Here is a 26,246-nt window from a genome sequence, read left to right as displayed (position 1 = left end):
CGGGTTACGCCTTCTTCTGGTGTTGAGCCAACGCTGCTTTCACGAAACCGCTGAACAGCGGGTGACCGTCACGTGGCGTCGAGGTGAATTCCGGGTGAAACTGGCACGCGACGAACCATGGATGATCCGGAGCCTCGACCACTTCAACCAGCGCTGCATCGGAGGAACGACCGGAAATCTTCAGGCCTGCCTCGATGATCTGCGGCAGCAGGTTGTTGTTCACTTCGTAACGGTGACGGTGACGCTCGACAATCACATCCTTGCCGTAGCAGTCATGTACCTTGGAGCCGGGTTCGAGCAGGCACTCCTGAGCGCCGAGGCGCATGGTGCCGCCCAGATCGGACGCTTCGGTACGCACCTCGACGGCACCGGTGGCGTCTGCCCACTCGGTGATCAGACCCACGACCGGATGACCGCTGGCGCGATCGAATTCGGTGGAGTTGGCGTCTTTCCAGCCCAGCACGTTACGGGCGAATTCGATGACCGCCACTTGCATGCCCAGGCAGATACCCAGGTACGGAACCTTGTTTTCGCGAGCGTACTGAACGGCAGTGATCTTGCCTTCCACGCCGCGCAGACCGAAGCCGCCCGGTACGAGGATCGCGTCGGCACCTTCCAGCAGCGCAGTGCCCTGGTTCTCGATGTCTTCGGAATCGATGTAACGCAGGTTGACCTTGGTGCGGTTGGTGATGCCGGCATGACTCATCGCTTCGATCAGCGACTTGTAGGCATCCAGCAATTCCATGTACTTGCCGACCATCGCGATGGTGACTTCGTGCTCCGGGTTGAGCTTGGCATCGACGACCTTTTCCCATTCGGACAGGTCGGCGCCATTGCATTGCAGGCCGAAACGCTCGACGACGAAGTCATCCAGACCCTGGGCGTGCAGCACGGCCGGGATCTTGTAGATGGTGTCGACGTCTTCCAGAGAGATCACCGCACGCTCTTCAACGTTGGTGAACAGCGCGATCTTGCGACGGGACGACACATCCACCGGATGGTCGGAGCGGCAGATCAGCACGTCCGGCTGCAGGCCGATCGAACGCAGTTCCTTCACGGAGTGCTGGGTCGGCTTGGTCTTGGTCTCGCCAGCGGTGGCGATGTACGGAACCAGGGTCAGGTGCATCAGCATCGCGCGCTTGGAACCGACTTCCACACGCAGTTGACGGATGGCTTCGAGGAACGGTTGCGACTCGATATCGCCAACGGTACCGCCGATTTCCACCAGGGCCACGTCGGCATCGCCGGCCCCCTTGATGATGCGACGCTTGATTTCGTCGGTGATGTGCGGAATCACCTGGATGGTTGCACCCAGGTAGTCACCACGGCGCTCTTTGCGCAGCACGTGCTCGTAGACACGGCCGGTGGTGAAGTTGTTGTTCTGGGTCATGGTCGTGCGGATGAACCGCTCGTAGTGGCCCAGGTCCAGGTCGGTCTCGGCGCCGTCGTGGGTGACGAACACTTCACCGTGCTGGAACGGGCTCATGGTGCCCGGATCGACGTTGATGTACGGATCCAGCTTCAGCATGGTGACCTTAAGCCCCCGCGCCTCCAGGATGGCCGCCAATGAAGCCGATGCAATGCCTTTCCCCAAAGAAGAAACAACACCGCCCGTGACGAATATGTAGCGCGTCATGAAAAACCCTAGAAGTCTGCGTTAAAGCGGTCCGAGCCGCCGGGGAAAGCGAAGGAAGGCCGAAGCCCCCGATCACCTGCATTAATCACAGTGCACCTTTCAAAAAAACCGCCGCGTTGGGACAGACCGGAAGTGAAAACACCGGTACGTTGCTCGCTACACATTTTTTGGAATCGCCCAGCAAAGACTGCTTGGTAATCGGCAACTCCTGCAATTCAGGCGAATCCACAGAAGTTGTATCAAGAAGGGAGCGTAGTCTACCGGAATGCCCCCTTCATCTCAAACCTTGATCTTCGTCCGAAGGCTGCCAATGCAAACGCCAGCCTTCCCGCGCATTGCCATCGAGCCCCGGCAGGTTCGCCACGGCAAGCAATTGTTCACCGCGAAACAGCAGCGGCAATCTGCCACGCATGAAGCCAGGCACCGCGCGCTCATTGAGCAGACGCTTGAGATCACGATGACCGCGATCCGCCAGATGCATCACCTCACCGCCCTGCCGATAGCGGATATGCAGCGGCCCGACAGGCGTCTGACCGCTGAACACGACACGTCCGTTATCGGGCAAGCGTAGCGCCAGTGACGGCTCGTGCCAGTCGCCGCTGACTACCGGGCTGAGCAACCATTGCCCACTGAGCCACCACAGGCGACCGCCACTTCGGTGCAACGCGCCATCCGCCAGACGCCAGACCGGAGCGGCATCGTTACCGGCATCCCGCAGATCGCTCCAACCCGACCAGTGGTCGGTATCCGGCAGCCGGGTCAGCGGCTCAAGCCAGTGACTGAGTGCATTTCGCTGGCGCGCATCGGACAAACCCGCAATGGCTGCAAACTCCAGTGATGGCAACCCCGACCAGTCGAATGCACCGGGCCCGCTCGCCTGAGCCAGATCGTTCTGCGCCAGCTCATCGAGCAAACCCTGCGCCTCGCGCAAGTGCGCCGCACTGCGGGCCATGCTGACGTGAGCCTGCGGCCAGAGACCGGTCAACAATGGCATGACCTGATGACGCAAGTAATTGCGCGAGAACTGTCGATCCTGATTGGACGGATCCTCGATCCAGCGCAACCCTTGTTCCCGGGCGTAAGCCTCCAGTTCGGAACGCGGGATATCGAGTAACGGCCGAACCAGACTGCCCTGCCCCAACGCTCGTTGCGCCGGCATGCCGGACAGCCCGCGCACGCCGGCGCCTCGCAGCAATCGGAACAGCAGGGTTTCAGCCTGATCGTCGCGATGCTGCCCGATCAGCAACACATCATTGGCCTGAATCGCTGCACCGAATGCCGCGTAACGTGCATCCCGCGCCGCACGCTCAAGGCTGGCGCCCTTTGGCACAGTCACGTGAACGACCTGCAATGGAATGCCCAAGGTGTCACAGACAGCCTGGCAATGCGCCGGCCACGCATCAGCCACAGCCTGAAGGCCGTGATGGACATGGATGGCGCTTAGCGCCGGGAGGAATTCGGTTCTGGCGAGCGTTGTCAGAAGGTGCAGCAGGACGGTGGAGTCGAGTCCGCCGGAGAAAGCAATGCGCCAATGGGCAGCACCGAACCAGGGCTTGAGATTGCGCAGAAGCCTGGAAGGCAAATCAATCGAGGGCTGACCCATTTTTCTACCTGTTCACAAACCAAATGTGGGAGCGGCTTGCTCGCGAAAGCGGTGAAACAGCCAACACAGTTGTTGAATGTTACATCGCATTCGCGGGCAAGCCCGCTCCCACAGTGTTTTGCATCGATGACCGAAACGGCTCGGCTTAGAGACCGTAGCTCATCAGACGATCGTAACGACGCTTGAGCAGCGCTTCGTTATCGAACTTCTTCAGCATTTCCAGCTGCGAGTTCAGCTCGGCACGAATCGAAGCAGCGGCGGCAGCCGGATCGCGGTGAGCGCCGCCCAGAGGCTCGCTGATCACTTTGTCCACGATGCCCAGGCCTTTCAGGCGCTCGGCCGTGATACCCATGGCCTCAGCGGCATCCGCCGCCTTTTCTGCGGTTTTCCACAAAATCGAAGCACAGCCTTCCGGCGAGATTACCGAGTAAGTCGAGTACTGCAGCATGTTCAACTGATCGCAGACGCCGATCGCCAGCGCACCGCCGGAACCACCCTCACCGATCACGGTGGCGATGATCGGGGTTTTCAGGCGGGCCATGACACGCAGGTTCCAGGCAATCGCTTCGCTCTGGTTGCGCTCTTCAGCGTCGATGCCCGGGTAGGCACCCGGGGTGTCGATGAAGGTCAGGATCGGCATTTTGAAGCGCTCGGCCATTTCCATCAGACGGCAGGCCTTGCGGTAGCCTTCAGGACGCGGCATGCCGAAGTTGCGGCGGACTTTCTCGCGGACTTCGCGGCCCTTCTGGTGACCGATCACCATCACTGGCTGGTCTTCCAGACGTGCCACACCACCCACAATGGCCGCGTCGTCGGAGAAGTGGCGGTCACCGTGCAGTTCGTCGAACTCGGTGAAGATGTGCTCGATGTAGTCCAGGGTATATGGACGTTTCGGGTGACGCGCCAGACGTGCGATCTGCCAGCTGGTCAGCTTGCCGAAAATGTCTTCGGTCAGCGTCTTGCTCTTGTCCTGCAGGCGGGAGATCTCATCGCCAATATTCAGCGAATTGTCATTACCGACCAAGCGCAACTCTTCGATCTTGGCTTGCAGGTCGGCGATCGGCTGTTCGAAATCCAGGAAATTCGGGTTCATAGGCGTCCGTCTTGGGGCGTGTCCCAAGTGAGCTTGGGGCCGGCCGGTTGTCTATTCGCGCCCTACCTTAAGGGAGAGGCGCGCTGAGGTCGAGATTAAAAATTCAGGTTGCGGGCAGGCGGTCTGATCTCACCTGCCGGTCAACGGTATTGGAGGAAGACGTTGTCTCGCCCGAACTGGTCACGCAGGGCTTGAATCAAGGCATCCGCCGGATCGATCCGCCAGGTTTCTCCAAATTGCAGCAAAGTCTTCGCATCGGGACTGGTGTACTCCATGGTAATCGGGCACGCCCCGCGATGACGCTTGAGCAAATCACCCAACCAGCGTAGCTGATCGCCCTTCAGGTCCTGAGTCTGCAGTTTCAGACGCAGGCTTTCGGCCAGGTTGGTGCGTGCGTCTTCCATGCTCATGACCCGCTTGACCCGCAACCGCAGGCCACCGGAGAAGTCGTCGTTGCTGACCTCGCCTTCGACCACCACCATCGCGTCGGTCTGCAACAGCGATTGCGCGGAGTGGAAGGCGTCGGCAAACAGCGACGCCTCGATCCGGCCGGAGCGGTCGTCGAGGGTGATGAAGCCCATCTTGTCGCCTTTCTTGTTCTTCATCACCCGCAGGGCAATGATCATCCCCGCCACGGTCTGGGTATCCCGGGCCGGCTTCAGGTCGATGATGCGCTGACGGGCAAACCGGCGAATCTCACCTTCGTATTCGTCGATCGGATGGCCGGTCAGGTACAGGCCAAGGGTGTCCTTTTCGCCCTTGAGGCGTTCCTTGAGGGTCAGTTCCTTGGCCTTGCGATGCAGCGCGTAAACGTCTGCGTCTTCCTCGACGAACAACCCGCCAAACAGGTCGGCATGACCACTGTCCCGGGTGCGCGCAGTCTGTTCGGCCGACTTGATGGCTTCTTCCATCGCCGCCAGCAACACCGCGCGATTGCGGTCGATATTGGCCTGATAGGCCTTTTGCTCGTCATGGAAGAACGGACCGAGGCGATCCAGCGCGCCGCTGCGGATCAGACCGTCCAGCGTGCGCTTGTTGATGCGCTTGAGGTCGACACGGGCGCAGAAGTCGAACAGATCCTTGAACGGACCGTCCTGGCGCGCCTCGGTGATCGCTTCCACCGGGCCCTCGCCGACGCCTTTGATCGCGCCCAGGCCATACACGATGCGACCCTCGTCGTTCACCGTGAATTTGAACTCCGAAGTGTTCACGTCCGGCGCGTCGAGACGCAGCTTCATCGTGCGCACTTCTTCGATCAAGGTCACGACCTTGTCGGTGTTGTGCATATCTGCCGACAGTACCGCGGCCATGAACGGCGCCGGGTAGTGAGCCTTCAGCCAGGCGGTCTGGTACGAGACGAGGCCGTAGGCGGCAGAGTGAGACTTGTTGAAACCGTAACCGGCGAATTTCTCTACCAGGTCGAAAATGTTACCGGCCAGATCCGCGTCGATGTTGTTCTTCGCGCAACCCTCGATGAAACCGCCCCGTTGCTTGGCCATTTCCTCGGGTTTCTTTTTACCCATCGCCCGACGCAGCATGTCCGCACCACCGAGGGTGTAGCCGGCCATGACCTGGGCGATCTGCATCACCTGTTCCTGATACAGGATGATGCCGTACGTCGGCGCCAGTACCGGCTGCAAGCCTTCGTACTGGTAGTCCGGGTGCGGATACGCGAGTTCCGCGCGACCGTGCTTGCGGTTGATGAAGTCATCCACCATGCCGGACTGCAGAGGGCCCGGGCGGAACAGTGCCACCAGTGCGATAAGGTCTTCGAGGCAGTCGGGCTTGAGCTTTTTGATCAGCTCTTTCATGCCGCGGGATTCGAGCTGGAACACTGCGGTGGTTTCAGCCTTTTGCAGCAACTGATAGGTCGGTTTGTCATCCAGCGGGATGAACGCGATGTCCAGTGGCGGCTCGTTGACCTTGGCGCGGTCACGGTTGATGGTTTTCAGCGCCCAGTCGATGATCGTCAGGGTCCGCAGACCGAGAAAGTCGAACTTCACCAGACCGGCCGCCTCGACGTCGTCCTTGTCGAACTGGGTTACCAGACCGTCGCCGGCCTCGTCGCAATAGATCGGCGAGAAGTCGGTCAGTTTGGTCGGCGCGATCACCACGCCACCGGCGTGCTTACCGACGTTTCGCACCACACCTTCGAGCTTGCGCGCCATCTCCCAGATTTCCGCCGCTTCTTCATCGACCTTGATGAAGTCGCGCAGGATTTCTTCCTGCTCGTAGGCTTTTTCCAGGGTCATGCCGACTTCGAACGGAATCATCTTCGACAGTCGATCGGCCAGGCCGAAGGATTTGCCCTGAGCCCGCGCCACGTCCCGTACCACAGCCTTGGCCGCCATGGAACCGAAGGTGATGATCTGGCTTACCGCATTGCGGCCGTACTTTTCGGCCACATAGTCGATCACCCGGTCGCGACCGTCCATGCAGAAGTCGACGTCGAAGTCGGGCATGGAAACCCGTTCCGGGTTGAGGAAACGTTCGAACAGCAGGTCATATTCCAGCGGATCAAGGTCGGTGATCTTCTGCACATAGGCCACCAGCGATCCGGCACCCGATCCCCGCCCCGGGCCCACCGGCACGCCGTTGTTCTTGGCCCACTGGATAAAGTCCATCACGATCAGGAAGTAACCGGGAAAGCCCATCTGGATGATGATATCCAGCTCGAAATTCAGCCGGTCGACATAGACCTGACGCTTGGCCTCGTAGTCTTCGGTGGTCTCCCTGGGAAGCAGAACCGCCAGACGCTCTTCCAGGCCGTCGAACGACACCTTGCGAAAATACTCGTCGATGGTCATGCCATCGGGAATCGGATAGTCGGGCAGGAAGTGCTTGCCCAGCTTCACGTCGATGTTGCAGCGCTTGGCGATCTCGACGGTGTTTTCCACCGCATCCGGCAAGTCGCTGAAGAGCTCGGCCATTTCCTCGGCGCTTTTCAGGTACTGCTGGTCGCTGTAGTTCTTCGAACGGCGCGGATCGTCGAGGGCCCGGCCTTCACCGATGCAGACGCGGGTTTCGTGAGCTTCGAAGTCTTCCTGCTTGATGAAGCGCACATCGTTGGTGGCGACCAGCGGTGCTCCGAGCTTCTCGGCCAGGGCCACGGCGCCGTGCAGTTGTTCTTCGTCGTTGGGACGATTGGTGCGCTGGACTTCCAGATAGAAACGATCCGGGAACACCGACATCCACTCGCGGGTCAGGGCCTCGGCCTCGGCGGGGTTGCCGCCGATCAACGCCATGCCGATCTCGCCCTCTTTCGCAGCGGACAGCATGATCAGGCCTTCATTGGCTTCGGCCACCCATTCGCGCTCGACAATGATCATGCCGTTGCGCTGGCCGTCGATGAAGCCCCGGGAAATCAGTTCGGTCAGATTGCGATAGCCCTGGGCATTCATGACCAGCAGGCTGATCCGGCTCAATGGCCCGTCCGGATCCTTGTTCGACAGCCACAGGTCGGCGCCGCAGATCGGCTTGATCCCCGCAGCCATGGTGTTTTTATAGAACTTGACCAGCGAACACATGTTGTTCTGGTCGGTAACCGCAACCGCCGGCATGCCCATGCCGGTCAGGGCCTTGACCAGCGGCTTGATCCGCACCAGGCCGTCGATCAGGGAGTATTCAGTGTGCAGGCGTAGATGAACGAATGAAGCCGGCATAGTGATCCTGTCCAGTTACATAGAGACAACAAGGCCCGGATTGTACCGGGCCCGGAATAAAACATCAGCCTTGCCGCTAGACCGGCGCCAGACCTTCCAGCGCTTCCCAGGCTTGCCGGACCGGGGCGAACGAGCGCCGGTGAATGGGCGTCGGCCCCAGGCGTGCCAGCGCTTCCAGATGAACGGGCGTCGGATAGCCCTTGTGACCACCGATACCGTAACCCGGATAGATCAATTCAAACGCCGCCATCTCGCGGTCACGGCTGACCTTGGCCAGAATCGACGCCGCTGCGATGGCCGGCACCTTGCTGTCGCCCTTGACCACCGCCTCGGAACGCATTGGCAGTTTCGGGCAGCGGTTACCATCGATCATCGCCAGTTTCGGCTGTATGTGCAGGCCGGCCACCGCACGCTGCATCGCCAGCATGGTGGCATGCAGAATATTCAGTTCGTCGATCTCTTCGACTTCGGCGCGGGCGATGCACCAGCTCAGCGCCTTTTCGCAGATTTCGTCGTAGAGCTTTTCACGTTTGGCTTCGGTGAGTTTTTTTGAATCATCGAGGCCGAGAATCGGCCGATCGGGATCAAGGATGACCGCCGCCGTGACCACCGCGCCACACAACGGGCCACGGCCGACTTCATCAACGCCGGCCACCAGCTCTTCGACTTCGGCGACCAGGGTGAAATCCAGGCCCATCTGCATGCTTGTCTTGCTCATCGTGTTTGACCGATCAGGTTCAGAACGGCGTCAGCCGCCTGATTCGAAGCGTCGAGACGCAGGGTGCGGTGGATCTCGTCGAAGCCGCGGGTCTGCTCTTCCCCACCGTCGATCAACGGCGCCAGGGTCTGGGCGAGCGACTCGACCGTCGCATCATCCTGCAACAACTCCGGTACCAGCAAGCGCTGGGCCAGCAGGTTCGGCAGGGAAACGTATGGACTCTTGACCATGCGTTTGAGAATCCAGAACGTCAGCGGTGCAAGCCGATAGGCCACCACCATCGGACGTTTGTACAGCAGTGCTTCGAGCGTGGCGGTGCCGGACGCGATCAGAACCGCGTTACACGCTGCCAGCGCCAGATGGGACTTGCCGTTGAGCAGGGTCACCGGCAGATCACGGCCGACCAACAGTTCTTCGAGCTGGGCCCGGCGCTCGGGGTTGGCACATGGAATGACGAAGCGCAAACCCGGACGCATGGCGCGCAGACGTTCGGCGGTATCGAGAAAAAGCGCGCCCAGACGACTGACTTCGCCGCCCCGGCTGCCCGGCATCAGGGCAACCAGCGGACCGTCCGGCAGCCCCAGTTCGGCCCGCGCGGCGGCGCGGTCGGCTTCCAGTGGAATGGTATCGGCCAGCGTATGGCCGACAAACCGCACCGGTACGCCCTTCTCTTCGTAAAACTTCGCTTCGAACGGCAACAGCGTAAGCATCAGGTCGCAGCCTTCGCGGATCTTCAGCACCCGCTTCTGCCGCCACGCCCATACCGACGGACTGACGTAATGCACGGTCTTGATCCCGGCCTGACGCAGCTTGAGTTCGATATTGAGGTTGAAATCCGGGGCATCGATGCCGATGAAGGCGTCCGGTTTTTCGGCGATCAGCGTGGCGATCAGATCCTTGCGACGCTTGAGCAATTCGCGCAGCCGCCCGAGAACTTCCACCAGCCCCATGACCGACAGGCGCTCCATGGGAAAGTAGGAATTCAGACCTTCGGCCTGCATCAAAGGACCGCCGACGCCGATGAACTCGACCGCCGGATGCTGTGCCTTGAGCGCACGCATCAGCCCGGCGCCCAGAATATCGCCGGAAGCCTCACCCGCCACCAGCGCTATACGCAGACTGGCCATGATCAGCGGGTGATGCCGCGAGACGACGACTGGATGGAGTCGCGGAATACCGCGACTTCCGGGAACTGAGTGGCAGGTTCGGCCAGCTCGGCCAGCGCCTGCTCGACGGTCAGCCCCTGACGGTACACCGTTTTGTAGGCGCGGCGCAGGGCGTGAATGGCATCCTCGCTGAAGCCGCGACGACGCATGCCCTCGAAGTTCATGCTGCGAGCCTCGGCCGGGTTGCCGAATACCGTGACGAACGCCGGAACATCCTTGCCGATGGCCGTGCCCATGCCGGAAAAGCTGTGGGCACCGATGTGGCAATACTGGTGTACCAGGGTGAATCCCGACAGGATCGCCCAGTCATCAACATGAACATGGCCGGCCAGTGCGGTGTTGTTGACCAGAATGCAGTGGTTGCCGATGACACTGTCGTGACCGATGTGGGCATAAGCCATGATCAGGTTGTGATCGCCCAGGGTCGTTTCGGAACGGTCCTGGATCGTGCCACGGTGAATGGTCACACCTTCACGGATCACGTTGTGGTCGCCGATCACCAGACGGGTATCTTCGCCTTTGTACTTGAGGTCAGGCGTGTCCTCACCTACCGAAGAAAACTGGTAGATGCGGTTGTGCTTGCCGATTCGGGTCGGACCTTTGAGGATCACGTGGGGCCCGATCACTGTTCCCTCGCCGATTTCCACACCTGCGCCGACGATCGACCATGGGCCGACCTCGACACCTTCGGCCAGCACGGCCGAAGGATCGATGATTGCGCGAGGGTCAATCAAACTCATAGCTTGCGTTCCGCACAGATGATTTCAGCGGAGCAGACCGGCTTGCCATCAACCGAAGCCTGGCATTCGAATTTCCAGATCTGGCGTTTGCAGCTGATGAACTTGGCTTCAAGGATCAACTGGTCGCCCGGCAGCACCGGCTGACGGAAGCGCAGTTTGTCGGAGCCGACGAAATAGTAGAGGGTGCCATCGGCCGGCTTCACATCGAGCATCTTGAAACCGAGGATCCCGGCAGCCTGAGCCATCGCTTCGATAATCAGCACGCCCGGCATGATCGGGTGGGCCGGGAAGTGACCATTGAAGAACGGTTCGTTGATGCTGACATTCTTGTAGGCGCGAATGCGCTTGCCTTCGGTATCCAGCTCCACTACCCGGTCCACCAGCAGGAACGGGTAACGGTGAGGCAGGTATTCGCGAATCTCGTTGATGTCCATCATTTCGGGGGGAAGCCTATGTAAAGATTGGGAGCGCGACTGATGCGCACTCCTCTAGCAAATCAAGGAGGCAGTCCAGAGGCCGTGCATACTTGATATGGAAATGGTATCAGCCTTCAGATGAAGCATTGCCGCCAGGGGTCACTTCCCCTGCGCGCTTTTCAAGCTGTTTCAAACGCCGTGCAAGATCATCGAGCTGACGGATGCGTGCCGCGCTTTTGCGCCACTCGGCAGCCGGTTGCATGGCTGTACCGGATGAGTAGGCCCCCGGCTCGGTAATCGAGTGGGTCACCATCGTCATCCCGGTCAGGAATACGTTGTCGCAAATATCGATATGCCCTACCAGACCGACACCGCCGGCGAGCATGCAGTGCTTGCCGATCTTCGTGCTGCCGGAAATTCCCACACAGGCCGCCATCGCGGTGTGATCGCCAACCTGGACGTTGTGGGCAATCTGAATCTGGTTGTCGAGCTTCACGCCATTGCCGATCACGGTATCGGCCAGGGCGCCACGGTCGATGGCGGTATTCACGCCGATCTCGACATCGTCGCCGATGGTCACACCACCGATCTGGGCGATCTTCTGCCAGACGCCTTTCTCGTTGGCAAAGCCGAAGCCTTCACCGCCAAGCACTGCACCGGACTGGATCACCACACGTTTGCCGATGCGTACGTCGTGATACAGCGTCACCCGTGGCGCCAGCCAGCCACCCTCGCCGATTTCGCTGCGGGCACCGACAACGCAATGCGCACCGAGGGTCACATCGGCCCCGATCCGTGCGCCCGCTTCGATCACCACGAAAGGGCCGATGCTGGCAGTCGGATCAACCACCGCGTCCGGTGCGATGACCGCACTCGGATGAATGCCGGCAGCGGATTTCGGTTTCGGATCGAACAGATGGGAAATACGTGCGTAAGCGAGATAAGGATCCGGCACCACCAATGCATTACCGGCATAACCTTCGGCATCGGCGGCCTTGAGCAGCAATGCCGCTGCTTGCGAACCTGCCAGGTATTTTCGGTATTGAGGGTTTGCCAGAAAGCTCAACTGAGCTGGGCCAGCCTCCTGCAAGGTGGCCAGCCCAGTAATTTGCTGCTCGGGATCGCCACTCAGGGTGGCGCCGAGGAACTCGGCCAACTGGCCGAGTTTGATAGTCACGGTCATGGGTTACTTCAGCTGGTTCATGCGCTCGATAACCTGGCGCGTGATGTCGTATTGAGGCTTGACGTCGATCACTGCGCCACGCTCGAACACCAAGTCAAAGCCACCTTTCTTGATGACTTCTTCCACTGCGCTATCCAGTTTCGGCTTCAGTTGCTTGAGCATTTCGCGGTCAGCAACGGCTTTCGCTTCGTTCAGTTCCTTGGACTGGAACTGGAAGTCACGGGCCTTTTGCTTGAATTCCAGCTCCAGACGCTCACGCTCGCCCTGCTGCATCTTGTCGCCGCCTGCCATCAGGCGATCCTGAATACCCTTGGCGCTGCTTTCCAGCGTCTTGAGCTTGTTCAGCTGCGGACCGAACTTCTTCTCCGCATCCACGGCGTACTTCTTCGCAGCATCGGATTCCAGCAGCGCCATCTGATAGTTCAGAACAGCGATTTTCATGTCGGCGAACGCCGGGCCTGCCACCAGTACGGAGGCCAGGAGAACCAATTGAGTCAACTTACGCACGATGCACTCCTACAAAATCCATTGTCGTTGTCTTGGGTCAGACGCTTAGAACGTCTGACCGAGGGAGAATTGGAACACTTGAGTTTCAGCGTTATCCGGTTTCTTGATCGGTGTGGCCAACGCGAAGCTCAAAGGTCCCAGTGCGGTAACCCAGGTCACGCCAACACCGACGGAACTGGCCATGTTGCTCAGGCTGATGTCGTTGCACTCAGTGCTGGACTTCGAACCGTCAGCATTCACAGAGTCCTTGCACTTGGAGTCAAATACATTACCAACATCCCAGAACACGGAAGTCCGCAGAGAACGCTGATCCTTGACGAAAGGCAACGGGAACAGGACTTCGACGCCCCCCTGGATCAGGACGTTACCACCGAATGGCAGTGGATCCTGGTCAGGGTCACGCAGAGTACCTGGGTTGGTGCCCTTGCTAGGAGTACTGCGTGGACCCAGTGTGCTGTCTTTGAAGCCGCGAACCGAGTTGAAACCACCAGCATAGTAGTTTTCATAGAACGGCAAGCCGTCGGTCGAACCGTAACCGTCGCCATAACCCAGCTCGGTGTGCAGACGCAGGGTGTAGTTTTCGGTCAGCGGCTGGAACAGCTGGCCACGGTAATCCAGTTTGTAGAACGACAGGTCACTGCCAGGAATCGTCGTTTCCAGGGTCAGACTCTGCGAACGACCGCGGGTTGGCAGGACACCCTTGTTCAGGGTGGACTCGGACCAGCCGGCCGACGCCTTGAAGTTCAGGTACTGATCGCCTTCCTGACGGACGAAGTCGAAAATTTCATCGACGGTATAGGTACCGGTCTTGATCTTGTCCTGCTGAGCCGACAGACCGAAGGTCAGACGCGAAGTCTCGCTGATCGGGTAACCGACGTTCACGCCGGCACCCAGGCTGTCTACCGCATAGCTGGCCACGTCGACATCGAGGTCTTTGTAGTCGGTAGTGCGATAGAACGCGTTGTAGCCCAGGCTCACGCCATCGGCGGTCCAGTAGGGGTCAACGTAGCCGAAGTTGTAGCGGCTCTGGTATTCACTGCGGGTCAGGCCGACGCTGACGCGGTTACCGGTACCCAGGAAGTTGTTCTGAGTGATGGAGCCACCGAGGATCAGACCGGCGCTCTGGGCGAAACCGACACTGGCGGTGATCGAACCGGAAGCCTGCTCCTCAACCGCATAGTTCACGTCAACCTGGTCATCGACACCCGGAACGGCCGGGGTCTCGACGTTGACTTCCTTGAAGAAGCCCAGACGCTCGAGACGGGTCTTGGACTGGTCGATCAGGTAGGTCGAAGCCCAGCCACCTTCCATCTGACGCATTTCACGGCGCAGTACTTCGTCTTCGGACTTGGTATTGCCACGGAAGTTGATGCGGTTGACATAGGCGCGCTTGCCCGGGTCGACGGCAAACAGGATATCCACGGTGTGGTCATCGTCGTGCGGCTGCGGCACACCGTTGACGTTGGCGAAGGTATACCCCTCGTTGCCCAGGCGACGAGTGATCAGTTCCGAAGTGGTAGTCATCAGCTTGCGCGAGAACACCTGGCCCTTCTGCACCAGCAACAGCGACTTGACCTGGTCTTCAGGGACTTTCAGGTCACCGCTGAGCTTGACGTCACGAACGGTGTATTTCTCGCCTTCGTTGACGTTGACGGTGATATAGACGTGCTTCTTGTCCGGAGTGATGGAAACCTGGGTCGAAGCGATATCCATGTTGATATAGCCGCGATCCAGATAGTAGGAGCGCAGACGCTCCAGGTCACCGGACAGTTTTTCACGGGCGTACTTGTCGTCGTTCTTGAAGAACGACAGCCAGTTGGTGGTTTTCAGTTCGAACAGGTCGACCAGGTCTTCTTCAGGGAAAACCGTGTTGCCGACCACGTTGATGTGCTGGATGGCAGCAACGGCGCCTTCGTTGATCTTCACTTTGAGGCCGACACGGTTACGCGGCTGCGATACCACTTCGGTATCGACGGTGGCCGAGTAACGGCCCTGTGCCACGTACTGACGCTGCAGCTCGTTACGCACACCTTCGAGGGTTGCACGCTGGAAGATCTCGCCTTCCGCCAGACCGGACTGCTTGAGCCCCTTCATCAGGTCTTCGGTGGAGATCGCCTTGTTGCCTTCGATTTCGATGCTCGCGACCGACGGGCGTTCGACGACCGTGATCACCAGAACATTGCCTTCGCGGCCCAGCTGGATATCTTGAAAGAAACCGGTTTTGAACAACGCACGAGTGGATTCCACCAGGCGACGATCATCCGCCTGCTCGCCGACGTTCAACGGCAAGGCACCAAAAACGCTACCCGCGGAGACCCGCTGGAGGCCATTGACGCGAATATCAGAGATAGTGAAGGACTCGGCGTGAACTTCGGCGATCATCAATGCGGTGAGAACCGCAGTTAGCAGCAGACGTTTCATGAAGTCCTTTCTTATTCCAACTGGCAATAAACAAACTGCCGCAAAATGCGGCAGATTCGCGATTCAGCGAAGCGTTACAGGCGACCCAGGTCGTTGACCAGAGCAAGCAACATCACTCCGACCACCAAACTGATACCGATCTGTATCCCCCAACCTTGCACCCGATCCGACAAGGGACGACCACGCGCCCACTCGATCAGATAAAACAACAGATGCCCCCCATCCAGTACGGGAATGGGCAGCAAATTCAGAACCCCCAGGCTAATACTCAGATAAGCAAGGAAATTCAGGAAATCAGCAACGCCCGACTGGGCAGAAGCGCCCGCCACTTTAGCAATGGTTATCGGTCCACTCAAGTTTTTTACCGAGAGCTCGCCGAACAGCATTTTCTTCAGTGAATCCAGCGTCAGGACGCTCATGCTCCACGTGCGACGGGCCCCCTCGCCAATCGCGGCCAATGGACCGTAACTGACTTCCCGGACCATTTCCGGCGGCCAATCGACCGCCTTCACCCCCGCCCCCAGATAACCGCTTGGCGACTTGGCCTCGCCGCGCGCAGCCAGCGTCACCGGGACGTCGATTTGAGCACCATTGCGCTCGACATGCAGCATGATTCTGGTATCAGGACGCGTACGTACCGTGTCGACCACTTGCTGCCAGTCGTCCAGCGCCCGGCCATCCAGAGCCAAAAGACGATCACCGGTTTTCAGCCCGGCCGCCTGGGCCGGACCTTTCGGATCAAGCTCGGCAAGCACTGGCGGCAGTGCCGGACGCCACGGACGAATACCCAGCGAACGAATGGGGTCCGGCTCCTCCGCCCCTTTCAGCCAGTGATCCAGCACAAGCTCGCGTGGCGTATCAGCGGTGGAACCCTGTTCGCGCACCAACACCTGGAGCGAACCACTTTCCCCCAGACGACGTACCAGCTGCAGATTGACGGCAGCCCAGCCGGAAGTCGGCTCGCCGTCGATGGCAATGATTTCCTGGCCAGCCCCCAGCCCGGCCTTCGCCGCGATACTGCCGGACTCTACTGCACCGATGACCGGACGCACCTGCTGGCTGCCCAGCATGGCCAGAACCCAGAAGAACGCCAGGGCCAGCAGAAAGTTGGCAACCGGGCCGGCGGCGACGATGGCGATGCGCTGACGAACGGATTTGCGATTGAACGACTGATGAAGCTGATCGGCAGGCACTTCGCCTTCGCGCTCATCCAGCATCTTGACGTAGCCGCCCAGCGGAATGGCGGCAACGACGAACTCGGTTCCGTGCTTGTCGTGCCAACGCAGCAAGGGCATGCCGAAGCCCACGGAAAAACGCAGAACCTTGACGCCACAGCGACGCGCGACCCAGAAATGGCCGAATTCGTGAAAGGTGACCAGCACACCCAAGGCGATCAGGGTGCCGGCAATCATATAGAGCGCGCTCATCTACTTTCTCCGCAATCCTGTTCCGTTTCGCGTGATGCCGTATGCCCTCTCCAGAGCTATCGACCGTGGCGAGTCAGCCATTGGCCGGCCAGCCTGCGAGCCGCCGCGTCCGCCGCGAACACCGCATCGAGATCATTCAGAGCAACCACCGGCTCGAGATTCAACACTTCCTCGATGATACTCGCGATTTCAAGGTAGCGAACCCGCCCCTCAAGAAACGCTGCCACTGCCACCTCGTTTGCGGCATTAAGCATCGCTGGCGCGCTGTTGCCCGCCTCGGCGGCCTGGCGTGCCAGACGCAGGCAGGGAAACCGCTCTTCATCGGGCGCCTCGAAATCCAGCCGCGCGATGGCAAACAGGTCCAGCGGTGCCACACCCGAATCGATGCGCTCAGGCCAGGCCAGCGCATTGGCGATCGGGGTACGCATATCGGGATTGCCCAACTGCGCCAGTACCGAGCCGTCCACGTAATCGACCAGAGAATGAATCACGCTCTGCGGGTGAATCACCACCTCGACTTGCGACGGCCGGGCATCGAACAGCCAGCAGGCCTCTATCAACTCGAGCCCCTTGTTCATCATGCTGGCCGAATCCACGGAAATCTTGCGCCCCATGGACCAGTTCGGATGAGCGCAGGCCTGATCGGGTGAAACATGCGCCAGTTCGGCCATCGGCGTCTGCCGGAAGGGACCGCCAGAGGCTGTCAGCAAAATCCGACGCACACCGACCGAACTCAGACCGCGAGAAAAATCCTGCGGCATGCACTGGAAAATCGCATTGTGTTCGCTGTCGATAGGCAGCAGGACCGAGCCGCTCTTGCGCACGGCCTCCATGAACAGAGCGCCGGACATCACCAGCGCTTCCTTGTTGGCCAGAAGAATTTTCTTGCCGGCCTCGACAGCCGCCAGGGTCGGACGCAGACCGGCAGCGCCGACAATGGCGGCCATCACGGCATCCACCTCGGGAGCAGACGCGATCTGGCACAGACCTTCCTCACCCACCAGCACGCGCGTCGGCAGTCCGGCGGCACGCAAGTCATCCTGCAAGCCACGGGCTGCGGCGATTTCCGGCACCACCGCAAATTGCGGCACATGGCGCACGCACAAGGCCAACAGCTCGCTCAGGCGCGAGAAGCCACTCAAGGCGAAAATCTGATAACGCTCGGGATGACGAGCAATGACATCCAGAGTGCTCAGGCCAATCGAACCGGTCGCCCCTAGAACGGTAATCTGTTGCGGGCGGCTCACGGTGCCGACATCCACAGCAATACCGCGAATACCGGAATCGCCGCCGTCAGGCTGTCGATACGATCCAGTACGCCGCCATGGCCCGGCAGCAGATTGCTGCTGTCCTTGATGCCGGACTGACGCTTGAACATGCTCTCCGTCAGGTCACCCACCACGGAAATGAACACGATCAGCGCCGCACCGATCAAGCCCTTGAACAATTGGGCCACCGTCCAGTCACGAAACAGTGCGACCAGCGTGGTGATCACCAGGCTCAACGCCAGACCGCCATACACGCCCTCCCAGCTTTTGCCGGGGCTGACTTGCGGGGCGAGCTTGCGCTTGCCGAACGCGCGACCGGAGAAATAGGCACCGATATCGGCCCCCCAGACCAGCACCATCACGGCCAGGATCTGCAGGTTACCCAACTGGTTTTGCTTGATGTAGACCAGCCCTTGCCAGGCCGGCAGGAGAATCAGCAGGCCGATCACCAGCTTGCTGGCGGCACTGGCCCAGCGCTCGCTGGAGCGGGGATAGGTCAGCACCAGCCAGGTCGCCACCACCCACCAGATGACCGAAGCACCGAGCACCCAGGGGGCCAGCCCTGGCAGGATGTACATGACGAACAGCATCAGTGCGACGACCGCCGCATAACCAACGCGAAACGATTGCGCAGTGAAACCGGCCAGGCGCGCCCATTCCCAGGCGCCCAGACTGACAACCAGACCGATGAACAGCGCAAAGCCCGAACCTTCGAGCAGGAAAAATCCGCCCAAAGCGATCGGCAGCAGGATCAGCGCAGTGATGATTCGTTGTTTAAGCATTAAACCCGGGCTCCAGCTTCGACCTGCTCGCTCGTTTTACCGAAACGACGCTGACGCGAAGCGAAATCGGCCAGCGCATTGCGCATGGCATCGTGTTTGAAGTCCGGCCAGAACAGGTCGGAGAAGTACAACTCGGCATAAGCCAGCTGCCAAAGCAGGAAGTTGCTGATGCGATGCTCGCCGCCCGTGCGGATGCACAGGTCCGGCAACGGCAGATCACCCGTCGCCAGGCAGGTTTGCAGCAGATCAGGCGTGATGTCATCCGGCCGCAGGTGTCCGGCCTGAACCTCGCGGGCCAGACGCTGCGCAGCCTGCGCGATATCCCACTGACCACCGTAGTTGGCAGCGATCTGCAGGATGAATCGATTGCTTCCTGCGGTCATGGCCTCCGCTTCGCGCATGGCGGCCTGAAGCTCGGGATGGAAACGCGAGCGGTCACCGATGATGCGCAAGCTGATGTTGTTGTCGTTGAGGCGCTTGGCCTCACGACGCAATGCCTTGAAGAACAGATCCATCAAGGCACTGACTTCATCGGCCGGGCGCTGCCAGTTCTCACTGGAAAAGGCGAACAGCGTCAGCACCTCGACCTTGGCCTCGGCGCACACTTCGATCACCGCCCGCACAGCATCCACACCCGCCTTGTGCCCGGCGACGCCAGGCATGAAGCGTTTTTTCGCCCAGCGATTGTTGCCATCCATGATGATCGCGACATGGCGCGGCACCGCGGACGGCGCAGTCTGCTTGGTCTTTTCCATTTAAAGCTCGACCCTTATACGGCCATCAGGTCTTTTTCTTTTTCGTCAGTCGCCTTGGTGATCTGAGCTTCGAAGTCCTTGATCAGCTTGTCGATCTCGGCACTTGCACGACGCTCTTCGTCTTCGCTGATCTCCTTGTCCTTGGACAGTTTTTTCAGCTCTCCCATGGCGTCGCGACGAATGTTGCGTACCGCAACGCGAGCATCTTCGGCAGCGGCACGCGCCTGCTTGGTGAAGCCCTTGCGGGTTTCCTCGGTCAGCGGCGCCATCTTGATCAGCAGCAGCTCACCCAGGTTCGTCGGATTGAGGTTCAGACCGGCGCTGCCAATGGCTTTGTCGATGGCACCGAGCATGTTGCGCTCGAACGGCACGACCTGCAGGGTCTGGTTGTCTTTCACGGTGACACTTGCAACACCGCTCAACGGGGTATCCGAACCGTAGTAAGGCACCATCACGCTACCCAGGATGCTTGGGTGGGCCTTGCCGGTACGAATCTGACCGAACGCGTGATTCAGCGACTCCAGCGACTTGTGCATGCGCGCCTGGGCGTCTTTCTTGATTTCATTGATCATTGTTGAACTTCCTCGATCAGGGTTCCTTCAGCGCCACCATGCACGATGTTCAGCAGGGCGCCGGGCTTGTTCATGTTGAATACACGCAATGGCATCTTGTGGTCGCGGCACAGGCAGATAGCCGTCAGATCCATTACGCCCAGCTTGCGATCCAGTACTTCATCGTAAGTCAGATGATCGAACTTCTCGGCATGCGGGTCTTTGAACGGGTCGGCAGTATAGACACCATCGACCTTGGTCGCCTTGAGCACGACGTCCGCGTCGATTTCGATTGCACGCAGGCAGGCTGCAGAATCCGTGGTAAAGAACGGATTGCCGGTACCGGCCGCGAAAATCACCACGTCCTTGGAGTTCAGGTGGCGCATGGCCTTGCGACGATCATAGTGATCGGTCACACCGACCATGGAAATGGCCGACATCACGATGGCCGAGATATTGGCACGTTCCAGCGCGTCGCGCATGGCCAGGGCGTTCATCACAGTGGCCAGCATGCCCATGTGGTCGCCCGTTACCCGGTCCATGCCCGCCTTGCTCAGCGCCTCGCCACGGAACAGGTTGCCGCCGCCGATCACCAGGCCGACCTGAACACCGATGCCGACCAGCTGGCCGACTTCCAGCGCCATGCGGTCCAGCACTTTCGGGTCGATCCCGAACTCTTCCGACCCCATCAGGGCCTCGCCGCTAAGCTTGAGTAGAATGCGTTTATAGCGAGCCTGATAACCACTGCCCTGCTGAGCCATTGCGAATCTCTCCTGCGGCGTATTTAAAAAATTCTTTGCGAGCTGTTTGCAGCTGCGTTCACTCTAGCGTGGCGCTGCTTCAGCGCCATCGGAACATGGCTTTGTAAGTCAGTTCCAAGGGGAAACCAATTAAAAACTGGCAACCCTATCTGAAAAGAGGCTGCGCGCGTGAGCGGGCAGCCTCTTTCGGGCGACAGTCGAAAACCGTCTTATTGCTTGGCGGCAGCCACTTGAGCAGCAACTTCAGCAGCGAAGTCGTCAACTGGCTTCTCGATGCCTTCGCCTACTTTGAAGTAAGTGAAGGAAACGATTTCGGCACCGGCTTTCTTGGCCAGCTCGCCAACCTTGACTTCCGGGTTCATGACGAATGCCTGCTCTTTCAGCGAGGCTTCAGCCTTGAACTTGGTGATACGGCCGTTGATCATGTTCTCAACGATGTTTTCCGGCTTGCCGGCGATCTTGTCGGCGTTCAGTTGCAGGAATACGTTCTTCTCGCGCTCGATGGCCTCGGCGGAGATTTCCGATGCATCCAGGAATTCCGGGTTCGAAGCCGCAACGTGCATGGCGATGTTCTTGGCCAGCTCGACGTCGCCACCTTTCAGAACGACCACTGCACCAATCTTGTTGCCGTGCAGGTAAGCACCTACAACGTCACCTTCAACACGCGCCAGACGGCGGATGTTGACGTTTTCGCCACACTTGGCAACCAGGGCTTCACGAGCTGCTTCACGGGAAGCGATCAAGGGAGCGGCATCGGTCAGCTTCTGAGCGAAGGCTTCTTCGAGGCTTTCGCTGACGAAGTTCTTGAAGTCATCCTGCAGAGCCAGGAAGTCGGTCTGCGAGTTCACTTCCAGCAGAACGGCGGATTTACCGTCGGTCTTGACAGCGATAGCGCCTTCAGCGGCAACGTTGCCGGCTTTCTTGGCAGCCTTGATCGCGCCCGAAGCACGCATGTCATCAATGGCTTTTTCGATGTCGCCGCCAGCCTTTTCCAGGGCTTTCTTGCAATCCATCATGCCTTCGCCGGTACGCTCGCGCAGTTCTTTGACCAACGCTGCAGTAATTGCTGCCATTTTCAAATTCCTCTTGGATAGGTATTCAACCATTCCACCCGATCGAACGGGCGTTCAATTCTTCCCGAAACACCTTATACCCGCCGCACGTTACAGATGCTGGGGGAGCGCTGCCACAATCGGGCGCCGACAAATGGTTTTCGAGGTGGCAAAAAGGGGGCCAAGCCCCCTTTTTGCTTACTGAGTCAACGCCAGGGCGTCAATTACTCAGCTGCAGCCTGAGTTTCTTCAGCTGCGAATTCAACAGTACCGCCGGCAACATTGTTGCGACCACGGATAACAGCGTCAGCCATCGAACCCATGTACAGCTGGATAGCGCGGATTGCGTCATCGTTGCCTGGGATGATGTAGTCAACGCCTTCCGGGCTGCTGTTGGTATCGACAACGCCGATGACCGGGATGCCCAGCTTGTTGGCTTCGGTGATCGCGATGCGCTCGTGGTCGACGTCGATCACGAACAGAGCGTCTGGCAGACCGCCCATGTCCTTGATGCCGCCCAGGGAGCGATCCAGCTTCTCGAGATCACGGGAGCGCATCAGCGCTTCTTTCTTGGTCAGCTTGGCGAAAGTACCGTCTTCGGCCTGTACTTCAAGGTCACGCAGACGCTTGATGGAAGCACGGATGGTCTTGAAGTTGGTCAGCATGCCGCCCAACCAGCGGTGATCGACGTACGGCGAACCGCAACGTGCTGCTTCTTCAGCGACGATCTTGCCGGCGGAACGCTTGGTGCCGACGAACAGAATCTTGTTTTTGCCCTGGGCCAGACGCTCTACGAAAGTCAGAGCTTCGTTGAACATTGGCAGGGTTTTTTCAAGGTTGATGATGTGAATCTTGTTACGCGCGCCGAAAATGTACTTGCCCATTTTCGGATTCCAGTAACGGGTTTGGTGACCGAAGTGCACACCGGCCTTCAGCATATCGCGCATGTTGACTTGGGACATGATAGTTCCTTGATAAGTCGGGTTGGGCCTCCACGTATCCCAATGACCAACCCCTGATCCGAGGATCAAAGGCACCCAGGTCATCGTGTCGACACGTGTGTGGGTTAATGTTCCCGGAGCTATCCCCGGAAAGCGGCGCATTTTATACCACAGCAAGGCCGTAAACGGAACCCGGAATCTGTAATCGCGTCAGGGACATGGATCCCGCCCGCTTGGAATCGGCCTTGCGCGCACTATTGTATAGAGAGAAGCGATGCACGCAGGCGCGGATTTGCGCCTTTGGTCTGTTAGAATCGCGTTTTTCAGGGTGGCATGGCGAAACCGCTGCCCTGTCCGTATCAGCAAGCGCCGTCGAGCGCAGAGAGAGCCTGTATGACCGTCACCCTCAAAACTCCCGAGGACATCGCTGGCATGCGTGTCGCCGGCAAACTGGCCGCCGATGTGCTGGAAATGATTGCCGAGCATGTCAAGCCGGGCGTGACCACCGATGAGTTGAACCGGATCTGCCACGACTATATCGTCAACGTGCAGCAGGCGATCCCGGCCCCGCTCAACTACAAGGGCTACCCGAAGTCGATCTGCACCTCGATCAACCACGTGGTCTGCCATGGCATCCCGAACGACAAGCCGCTGAAAAACGGCGACACCCTTAACATCGACGTCACCGTGATCAAGGATGGCTACCACGGCGACACCAGCCGAATGTTCCACGTCGGCACCGTGCCGGTCTGGGCCGAGCGGCTGTCCCAGGTCACCCAGGAATGCATGTACAAGGCGATCGAGATCGTCAAACCCGGCTGCCGCCTCGGCGACATCGGCGAGATCATCCAGAAGCACGCTGAAAAGAACGGCTTCTCCGTGGTGCGCGAATTCTGTGGCCACGGCATCGGCAAGGTCTTCCACGAAGAGCCGCAGATCCTGCACTACGGCCGTGCGGGCACCGGGATGGAACTGAAGGCCGGCATGACCTTCACCATCGAGCCGATGATCAACCAGGGCAAGGCCGACACCAAGGTGCTGGGCGACGGCTGGACCGCGATCACCAAGGACCGCAAGCTGTCGGCGCAGTGGGAACACACTTTGCTTGTCACCGACACCGGTTACGAAATCTTCACCCTGCGCAGCGATGACACGATCCCGCGCGTATCGGCCTGATCCGCAAACCGCTCCCAGCCTATAGAAGGAAAGCCAATCGATGCCGCAGGTGGATCCCGAACTCTTCGACCGCGGCCAGTTCCAGGCTGAACTGGCCCTGAAAGCGAGCCCCATCGCCGCGTTCAAGAAGGCGATCCGCCAGGCGCACGAGGTGCTGGACGCACGCTTTCGCAGTGGCCGCGACATCCGCCGGCTGATCGAGGATCGCGCCTGGTTCGTCGACAACATCCTGCAAAAGGCCTGGGACCAGTTCAGCTGGAGCGAAGACGCCGACATCGCGCTGGTCGCGGTCGGCGGCTACGGTCGCGGTGAGTTGCATCCTTATTCCGATATCGACCTGCTGATCCTGCTGGACAGCGCCGATCACGAAATCTTCCGCGACTCCATCGAGCGGTTTCTGACACTGCTGTGGGACATCGGCCTGGAAGTCGGTCAGAGCGTTCGCTCGGTGGAGGAATGCGCCGAAGAGGCCCGCGCCGACCTGACGGTGGTCACCAACCTGATGGAAAGCCGCACCATCTGCGGCCCGGAGCGCCTGCGTCAGCGCATGCTCGATGTCACCAGCACCGCACACATGTGGCCGAGCAAGGAGTTCTTCCTGGCCAAGCGCGCCGAACAGAAGGCCCGCCACCACAAGTACAACGACACCGAATACAACCTGGAACCCAATGTCAAAGGCTCGCCCGGCGGACTGCGGGACATCCAGACGATCCTTTGGGTCGCCCGGCGCCAGTACGGCACCCTGAATCTGCGCGCCCTCGCCGGCGAAGGCTTCCTGGTCGAGAGTGAAAACGCCCTGCTGGCATCGTCCCAGGAGTTCCTCTGGAAGGTGCGTTATGCCCTGCACATGCTGGCCGGGCGCGCCGAAGACCGACTGCTGTTCGATCATCAACGCACCATCGCCGGATTGCTGGGGTTTCAGGGCGACGACGCCAAGCAGGCCGTCGAAAACTTCATGCAGCAATACTTCCGCGTGGTGATGAGCATTGCCCAGCTCAGCGACCTGATCATTCAGCACTTCGAGGAAGTCATTCTCGCCCCGGAAGACGAAGCACCGCCACAGCCGATCAACTCGCGCTTCCAGCTCCATGACGGTTACATCGAAGCACGCAACGACAACGTGTTCCGCCGCACGCCGTTCGCGATGCTCGAGATCTTCGTGCTGATGGCCCAGCAGCCGGAAATCAAGGGTGTGCGCGCCGATACCATTCGCCTGCTGCGGGAAAATCGTCACCTGATCGACGACAACTTTCGCAACGACATTCGCAACACCAGCCTGTTCATCGAACTGTTCAAGTGCAAGATCGGCATTCACCGCAACCTGCGGCGGATGAATCGTTACGGCATCCTCGGACGCTATCTGCCGGAATTCGGTTTCATCGTCGGGCAGATGCAGCACGACCTCTTTCATATCTATACGGTCGATGCACACACGCTGAACCTGATCAAACACCTGCGCAAATTGCAGTACACCCAGGTGTCGGAGAAGTTTCCGCTGGCCGCCAAGCTCATGGCCAAACTGCCCAAGCCCGAACTCATCTACATGGCGGGCCTGTATCACGATATCGGCAAGGGCCGGCATGGCGACCACTCGGAGATCGGCGCGGTCGATGCCGAGGCGTTCTGCCAGCGGCATCAATTGCCGGTATGGGACAGCCGCCTGATCGTCTGGCTGGTGCAGAACCACCTGGTGATGTCGACCACCGCCCAGCGCAAGGACCTGTCCGACCCGCAAGTCATCCATGACTTCGCGCTGGCGGTGGGCGATGAAACCCGGCTCGACTACCTGTACGTACTGACGGTGGCCGACATCAACGCGACCAACCCGACCCTGTGGAACTCCTGGCGCGCCAGCCTGTTGCGCCAGCTCTACACCGAGACCAAGCGCGCCTTGCGCCGCGGCCTGGAGAACCCGGTGGACCGCGAAGAACAGATCCGCCAGACCCAGAGCGCGGCGCTGGACATTCTGGTACGCGGCGGCACCGATCCGGACGACGTCGAGCAGTTGTGGGCGCAGCTGGGCGATGACTACTTCCTGCGCCACACGGCCGGCGACGTGGCCTGGCACAGCGATGCGATTCTGCAGCAACCGGCCGACGGCGGGCCGCTGGTGCTGATCAAGGAAACCACCCAGCGCGAATTCGAGGGCGGCACGCAGATCTTCATCTACGCGCCGGACCAGCACGACTTTTTCGCCGTGACCGTGGCCGCGATGGACCAGCTCAACCTGAACATTCATGATGCCCGGGTCATCACCTCCAGCAGCCAGTTCACCCTCGACACCTACATCGTGCTCGACACCGATGGCGATTCGATCGGCGACAATCCGCTGCGGATCAAGCAGATCCGCGACGGACTGACCGAAGCCCTGCGCAACCCGGACGAGTA

21 protein-coding genes are annotated in these 26,246 nt (G+C 59.7%); 2 read left to right on the top strand and 19 right to left on the bottom strand.

What is annotated here, in order from left to right:
- Positions 1-4: 4 nt before the first annotated feature.
- The 19 genes from BBF94_RS11755 to rpsB form a co-directional block, all read right to left on the bottom strand.
- Positions 5-1,636: a CTP synthase gene (locus BBF94_RS11755; protein WP_065259202.1), complete on the bottom strand. Its 1,632-nt coding sequence runs from the start codon at positions 1,634-1,636 to the stop codon at positions 5-7.
- Between the two features lie 274 nt (positions 1,637-1,910).
- Complete coding sequence (gene tilS / locus BBF94_RS11750) at positions 1,911-3,239, bottom strand: tRNA lysidine(34) synthetase TilS (protein ID WP_065259201.1); 1,329 nt, start codon at positions 3,237-3,239, stop codon at positions 1,911-1,913.
- Between the two features lie 145 nt (positions 3,240-3,384).
- Positions 3,385-4,332, bottom strand: coding sequence for an acetyl-CoA carboxylase carboxyltransferase subunit alpha (locus BBF94_RS11745; RefSeq protein ID WP_065259200.1), 948 nt, complete (start codon positions 4,330-4,332; stop codon positions 3,385-3,387).
- A 140-nt stretch (positions 4,333-4,472) separates the two neighbouring features.
- Positions 4,473-7,994, bottom strand: coding sequence for a DNA polymerase III subunit alpha (gene dnaE / locus BBF94_RS11740; RefSeq protein WP_065259199.1), 3,522 nt, complete (start codon positions 7,992-7,994; stop codon positions 4,473-4,475).
- 76 nt (positions 7,995-8,070) lie between these two features.
- Positions 8,071-8,697 (bottom strand): ribonuclease HII, encoded by a 627-nt coding sequence (rnhB, locus tag BBF94_RS11735; protein ID WP_065259198.1) that lies wholly within the window; start codon positions 8,695-8,697, stop codon positions 8,071-8,073.
- A gap of 11 nt (positions 8,698-8,708) precedes the next feature.
- Positions 8,709-9,839 carry a lipid-A-disaccharide synthase gene (lpxB, locus tag BBF94_RS11730; protein ID WP_065259197.1) on the bottom strand — a complete coding sequence of 377 codons (1,131 nt, stop codon included), beginning with the start codon at positions 9,837-9,839 and terminating at the stop codon, positions 8,709-8,711.
- Between the two features lie 2 nt (positions 9,840-9,841).
- Complete coding sequence (lpxA, locus tag BBF94_RS11725) at positions 9,842-10,618, bottom strand: acyl-ACP--UDP-N-acetylglucosamine O-acyltransferase (protein ID WP_065259196.1); 777 nt, start codon at positions 10,616-10,618, stop codon at positions 9,842-9,844.
- On the bottom strand, positions 10,615-11,055 hold the full coding sequence (fabZ, locus tag BBF94_RS11720) for a 3-hydroxyacyl-ACP dehydratase FabZ (RefSeq protein WP_003222142.1): 441 nt from the start codon (positions 11,053-11,055) through the stop codon (positions 10,615-10,617). Before fabZ ends, lpxA begins: the two co-directional genes overlap by 4 nt.
- 106 nt (positions 11,056-11,161) lie before the next feature.
- Complete coding sequence (lpxD, locus tag BBF94_RS11715) at positions 11,162-12,217, bottom strand: UDP-3-O-(3-hydroxymyristoyl)glucosamine N-acyltransferase (protein ID WP_065259195.1); 1,056 nt, start codon at positions 12,215-12,217, stop codon at positions 11,162-11,164.
- Positions 12,218-12,220: 3 nt separating this feature from the next.
- Entirely contained in the window at positions 12,221-12,724 is a 504-nt protein-coding gene (locus BBF94_RS11710) for an OmpH family outer membrane protein (RefSeq protein WP_065259194.1), read from the bottom strand.
- A 45-nt stretch (positions 12,725-12,769) separates the two neighbouring features.
- Positions 12,770-15,145, bottom strand: a complete 2,376-nt coding sequence (gene bamA, locus BBF94_RS11705; RefSeq protein WP_065259193.1) for an outer membrane protein assembly factor BamA — start codon at positions 15,143-15,145, stop codon at positions 12,770-12,772.
- A 74-nt stretch (positions 15,146-15,219) separates the two neighbouring features.
- A complete protein-coding gene (gene rseP, locus BBF94_RS11700; protein WP_065259192.1) occupies positions 15,220-16,572 on the bottom strand; it encodes a sigma E protease regulator RseP in 1,353 nt (450 codons plus the stop codon).
- Positions 16,573-16,628: 56 nt separating this feature from the next.
- Positions 16,629-17,819: a 1-deoxy-D-xylulose-5-phosphate reductoisomerase gene (ispC, locus tag BBF94_RS11695; protein ID WP_065259191.1), complete on the bottom strand. Its 1,191-nt coding sequence runs from the start codon at positions 17,817-17,819 to the stop codon at positions 16,629-16,631.
- The gene (locus BBF94_RS11690) at positions 17,816-18,622 is read right to left on the bottom strand and encodes a phosphatidate cytidylyltransferase (protein WP_065259190.1); all 807 of its coding nucleotides are present in this window, start codon (positions 18,620-18,622) and stop codon (positions 17,816-17,818) included. Before BBF94_RS11690 ends, ispC begins: the two co-directional genes overlap by 4 nt.
- Positions 18,622-19,377: a polyprenyl diphosphate synthase gene (gene uppS / locus BBF94_RS11685; RefSeq protein ID WP_065259189.1), complete on the bottom strand. Its 756-nt coding sequence runs from the start codon at positions 19,375-19,377 to the stop codon at positions 18,622-18,624. The genes BBF94_RS11690 and uppS overlap by 1 nt, the downstream gene beginning before the upstream one ends.
- Positions 19,378-19,391: 14 nt before the next feature.
- Positions 19,392-19,949, bottom strand: coding sequence for a ribosome recycling factor (gene frr / locus BBF94_RS11680; protein WP_065259188.1), 558 nt, complete (start codon positions 19,947-19,949; stop codon positions 19,392-19,394).
- Positions 19,946-20,689, bottom strand: a complete 744-nt coding sequence (gene pyrH / locus BBF94_RS11675; RefSeq protein ID WP_011332683.1) for a UMP kinase — start codon at positions 20,687-20,689, stop codon at positions 19,946-19,948. Before pyrH ends, frr begins: the two co-directional genes overlap by 4 nt.
- 209 nt (positions 20,690-20,898) lie before the next feature.
- Positions 20,899-21,762 carry a translation elongation factor Ts gene (gene tsf, locus BBF94_RS11670; protein ID WP_065259187.1) on the bottom strand — a complete coding sequence of 288 codons (864 nt, stop codon included), beginning with the start codon at positions 21,760-21,762 and terminating at the stop codon, positions 20,899-20,901.
- A gap of 203 nt (positions 21,763-21,965) precedes the next feature.
- The gene (rpsB, locus tag BBF94_RS11665) at positions 21,966-22,703 is read right to left on the bottom strand and encodes a 30S ribosomal protein S2 (protein WP_003222119.1); all 738 of its coding nucleotides are present in this window, start codon (positions 22,701-22,703) and stop codon (positions 21,966-21,968) included.
- A gap of 372 nt (positions 22,704-23,075) precedes the next feature.
- Here rpsB and map point away from each other — a divergent pair, with 372 nt between their 5' ends.
- Together map and BBF94_RS11655 are read left to right on the top strand one after the other, a co-directional pair.
- Positions 23,076-23,858, top strand: coding sequence for a type I methionyl aminopeptidase (map, locus tag BBF94_RS11660; protein WP_065259186.1), 783 nt, complete (start codon positions 23,076-23,078; stop codon positions 23,856-23,858).
- A 40-nt stretch (positions 23,859-23,898) separates the two neighbouring features.
- The coding region (locus BBF94_RS11655) for a [protein-PII] uridylyltransferase (RefSeq protein WP_065259185.1) at positions 23,899-26,246 on the top strand (2,348 nt) is incomplete at its 3' end.

It is taken from the genome of Pseudomonas bananamidigenes (assembly GCF_001679645.1).
GTDB lineage: Bacteria > Pseudomonadota > Gammaproteobacteria > Pseudomonadales > Pseudomonadaceae > Aquipseudomonas > Aquipseudomonas bananamidigenes.
The sequence above is the reverse complement of the archived record's forward strand: the minus strand, read 5'-3'. Positions and strand labels throughout refer to the sequence as shown.

Bases quoted from the DNA above. Each gene is read 5' to 3' on its own strand.
- lpxA (WP_065259196.1), bottom strand. From the start codon at position 10,618: ATGAGTTTGATTGACCCTCGCGCAATCATCGATCCTTCGGCCGTGCTG.
- dnaE (WP_065259199.1), bottom strand. From the start codon at position 7,994: ATGCCGGCTTCATTCGTTCATCTACGCCTGCACACTGAATACTCCCTG.
- fabZ (WP_003222142.1), bottom strand. From the start codon at position 11,055: ATGATGGACATCAACGAGATTCGCGAATACCTGCCTCACCGTTACCCG.
- tsf (WP_065259187.1), bottom strand. From the start codon at position 21,762: ATGGCAGCAATTACTGCAGCGTTGGTCAAAGAACTGCGCGAGCGTACC.
- lpxB (WP_065259197.1), bottom strand. From the start codon at position 9,839: ATGGCCAGTCTGCGTATAGCGCTGGTGGCGGGTGAGGCTTCCGGCGAT.
- rseP (WP_065259192.1), bottom strand. From the start codon at position 16,572: ATGAGCGCGCTCTATATGATTGCCGGCACCCTGATCGCCTTGGGTGTG.
- BBF94_RS11690 (WP_065259190.1), bottom strand. From the start codon at position 18,622: ATGCTTAAACAACGAATCATCACTGCGCTGATCCTGCTGCCGATCGCT.
- map (WP_065259186.1), top strand. From the start codon at position 23,076: ATGACCGTCACCCTCAAAACTCCCGAGGACATCGCTGGCATGCGTGTC.
- BBF94_RS11755 (WP_065259202.1), bottom strand. From the start codon at position 1,636: ATGACGCGCTACATATTCGTCACGGGCGGTGTTGTTTCTTCTTTGGGG.
- lpxD (WP_065259195.1), bottom strand. From the start codon at position 12,217: ATGACCGTGACTATCAAACTCGGCCAGTTGGCCGAGTTCCTCGGCGCC.
- tilS (WP_065259201.1), bottom strand. From the start codon at position 3,239: ATGGGTCAGCCCTCGATTGATTTGCCTTCCAGGCTTCTGCGCAATCTC.
- rpsB (WP_003222119.1), bottom strand. From the start codon at position 22,703: ATGTCCCAAGTCAACATGCGCGATATGCTGAAGGCCGGTGTGCACTTC.
- bamA (WP_065259193.1), bottom strand. From the start codon at position 15,145: ATGAAACGTCTGCTGCTAACTGCGGTTCTCACCGCATTGATGATCGCC.
- frr (WP_065259188.1), bottom strand. From the start codon at position 19,949: ATGATCAATGAAATCAAGAAAGACGCCCAGGCGCGCATGCACAAGTCG.
- BBF94_RS11745 (WP_065259200.1), bottom strand. From the start codon at position 4,332: ATGAACCCGAATTTCCTGGATTTCGAACAGCCGATCGCCGACCTGCAA.
- rnhB (WP_065259198.1), bottom strand. From the start codon at position 8,697: ATGCAGATGGGCCTGGATTTCACCCTGGTCGCCGAAGTCGAAGAGCTG.
- pyrH (WP_011332683.1), bottom strand. From the start codon at position 20,689: ATGGCTCAGCAGGGCAGTGGTTATCAGGCTCGCTATAAACGCATTCTA.
- uppS (WP_065259189.1), bottom strand. From the start codon at position 19,377: ATGGAAAAGACCAAGCAGACTGCGCCGTCCGCGGTGCCGCGCCATGTC.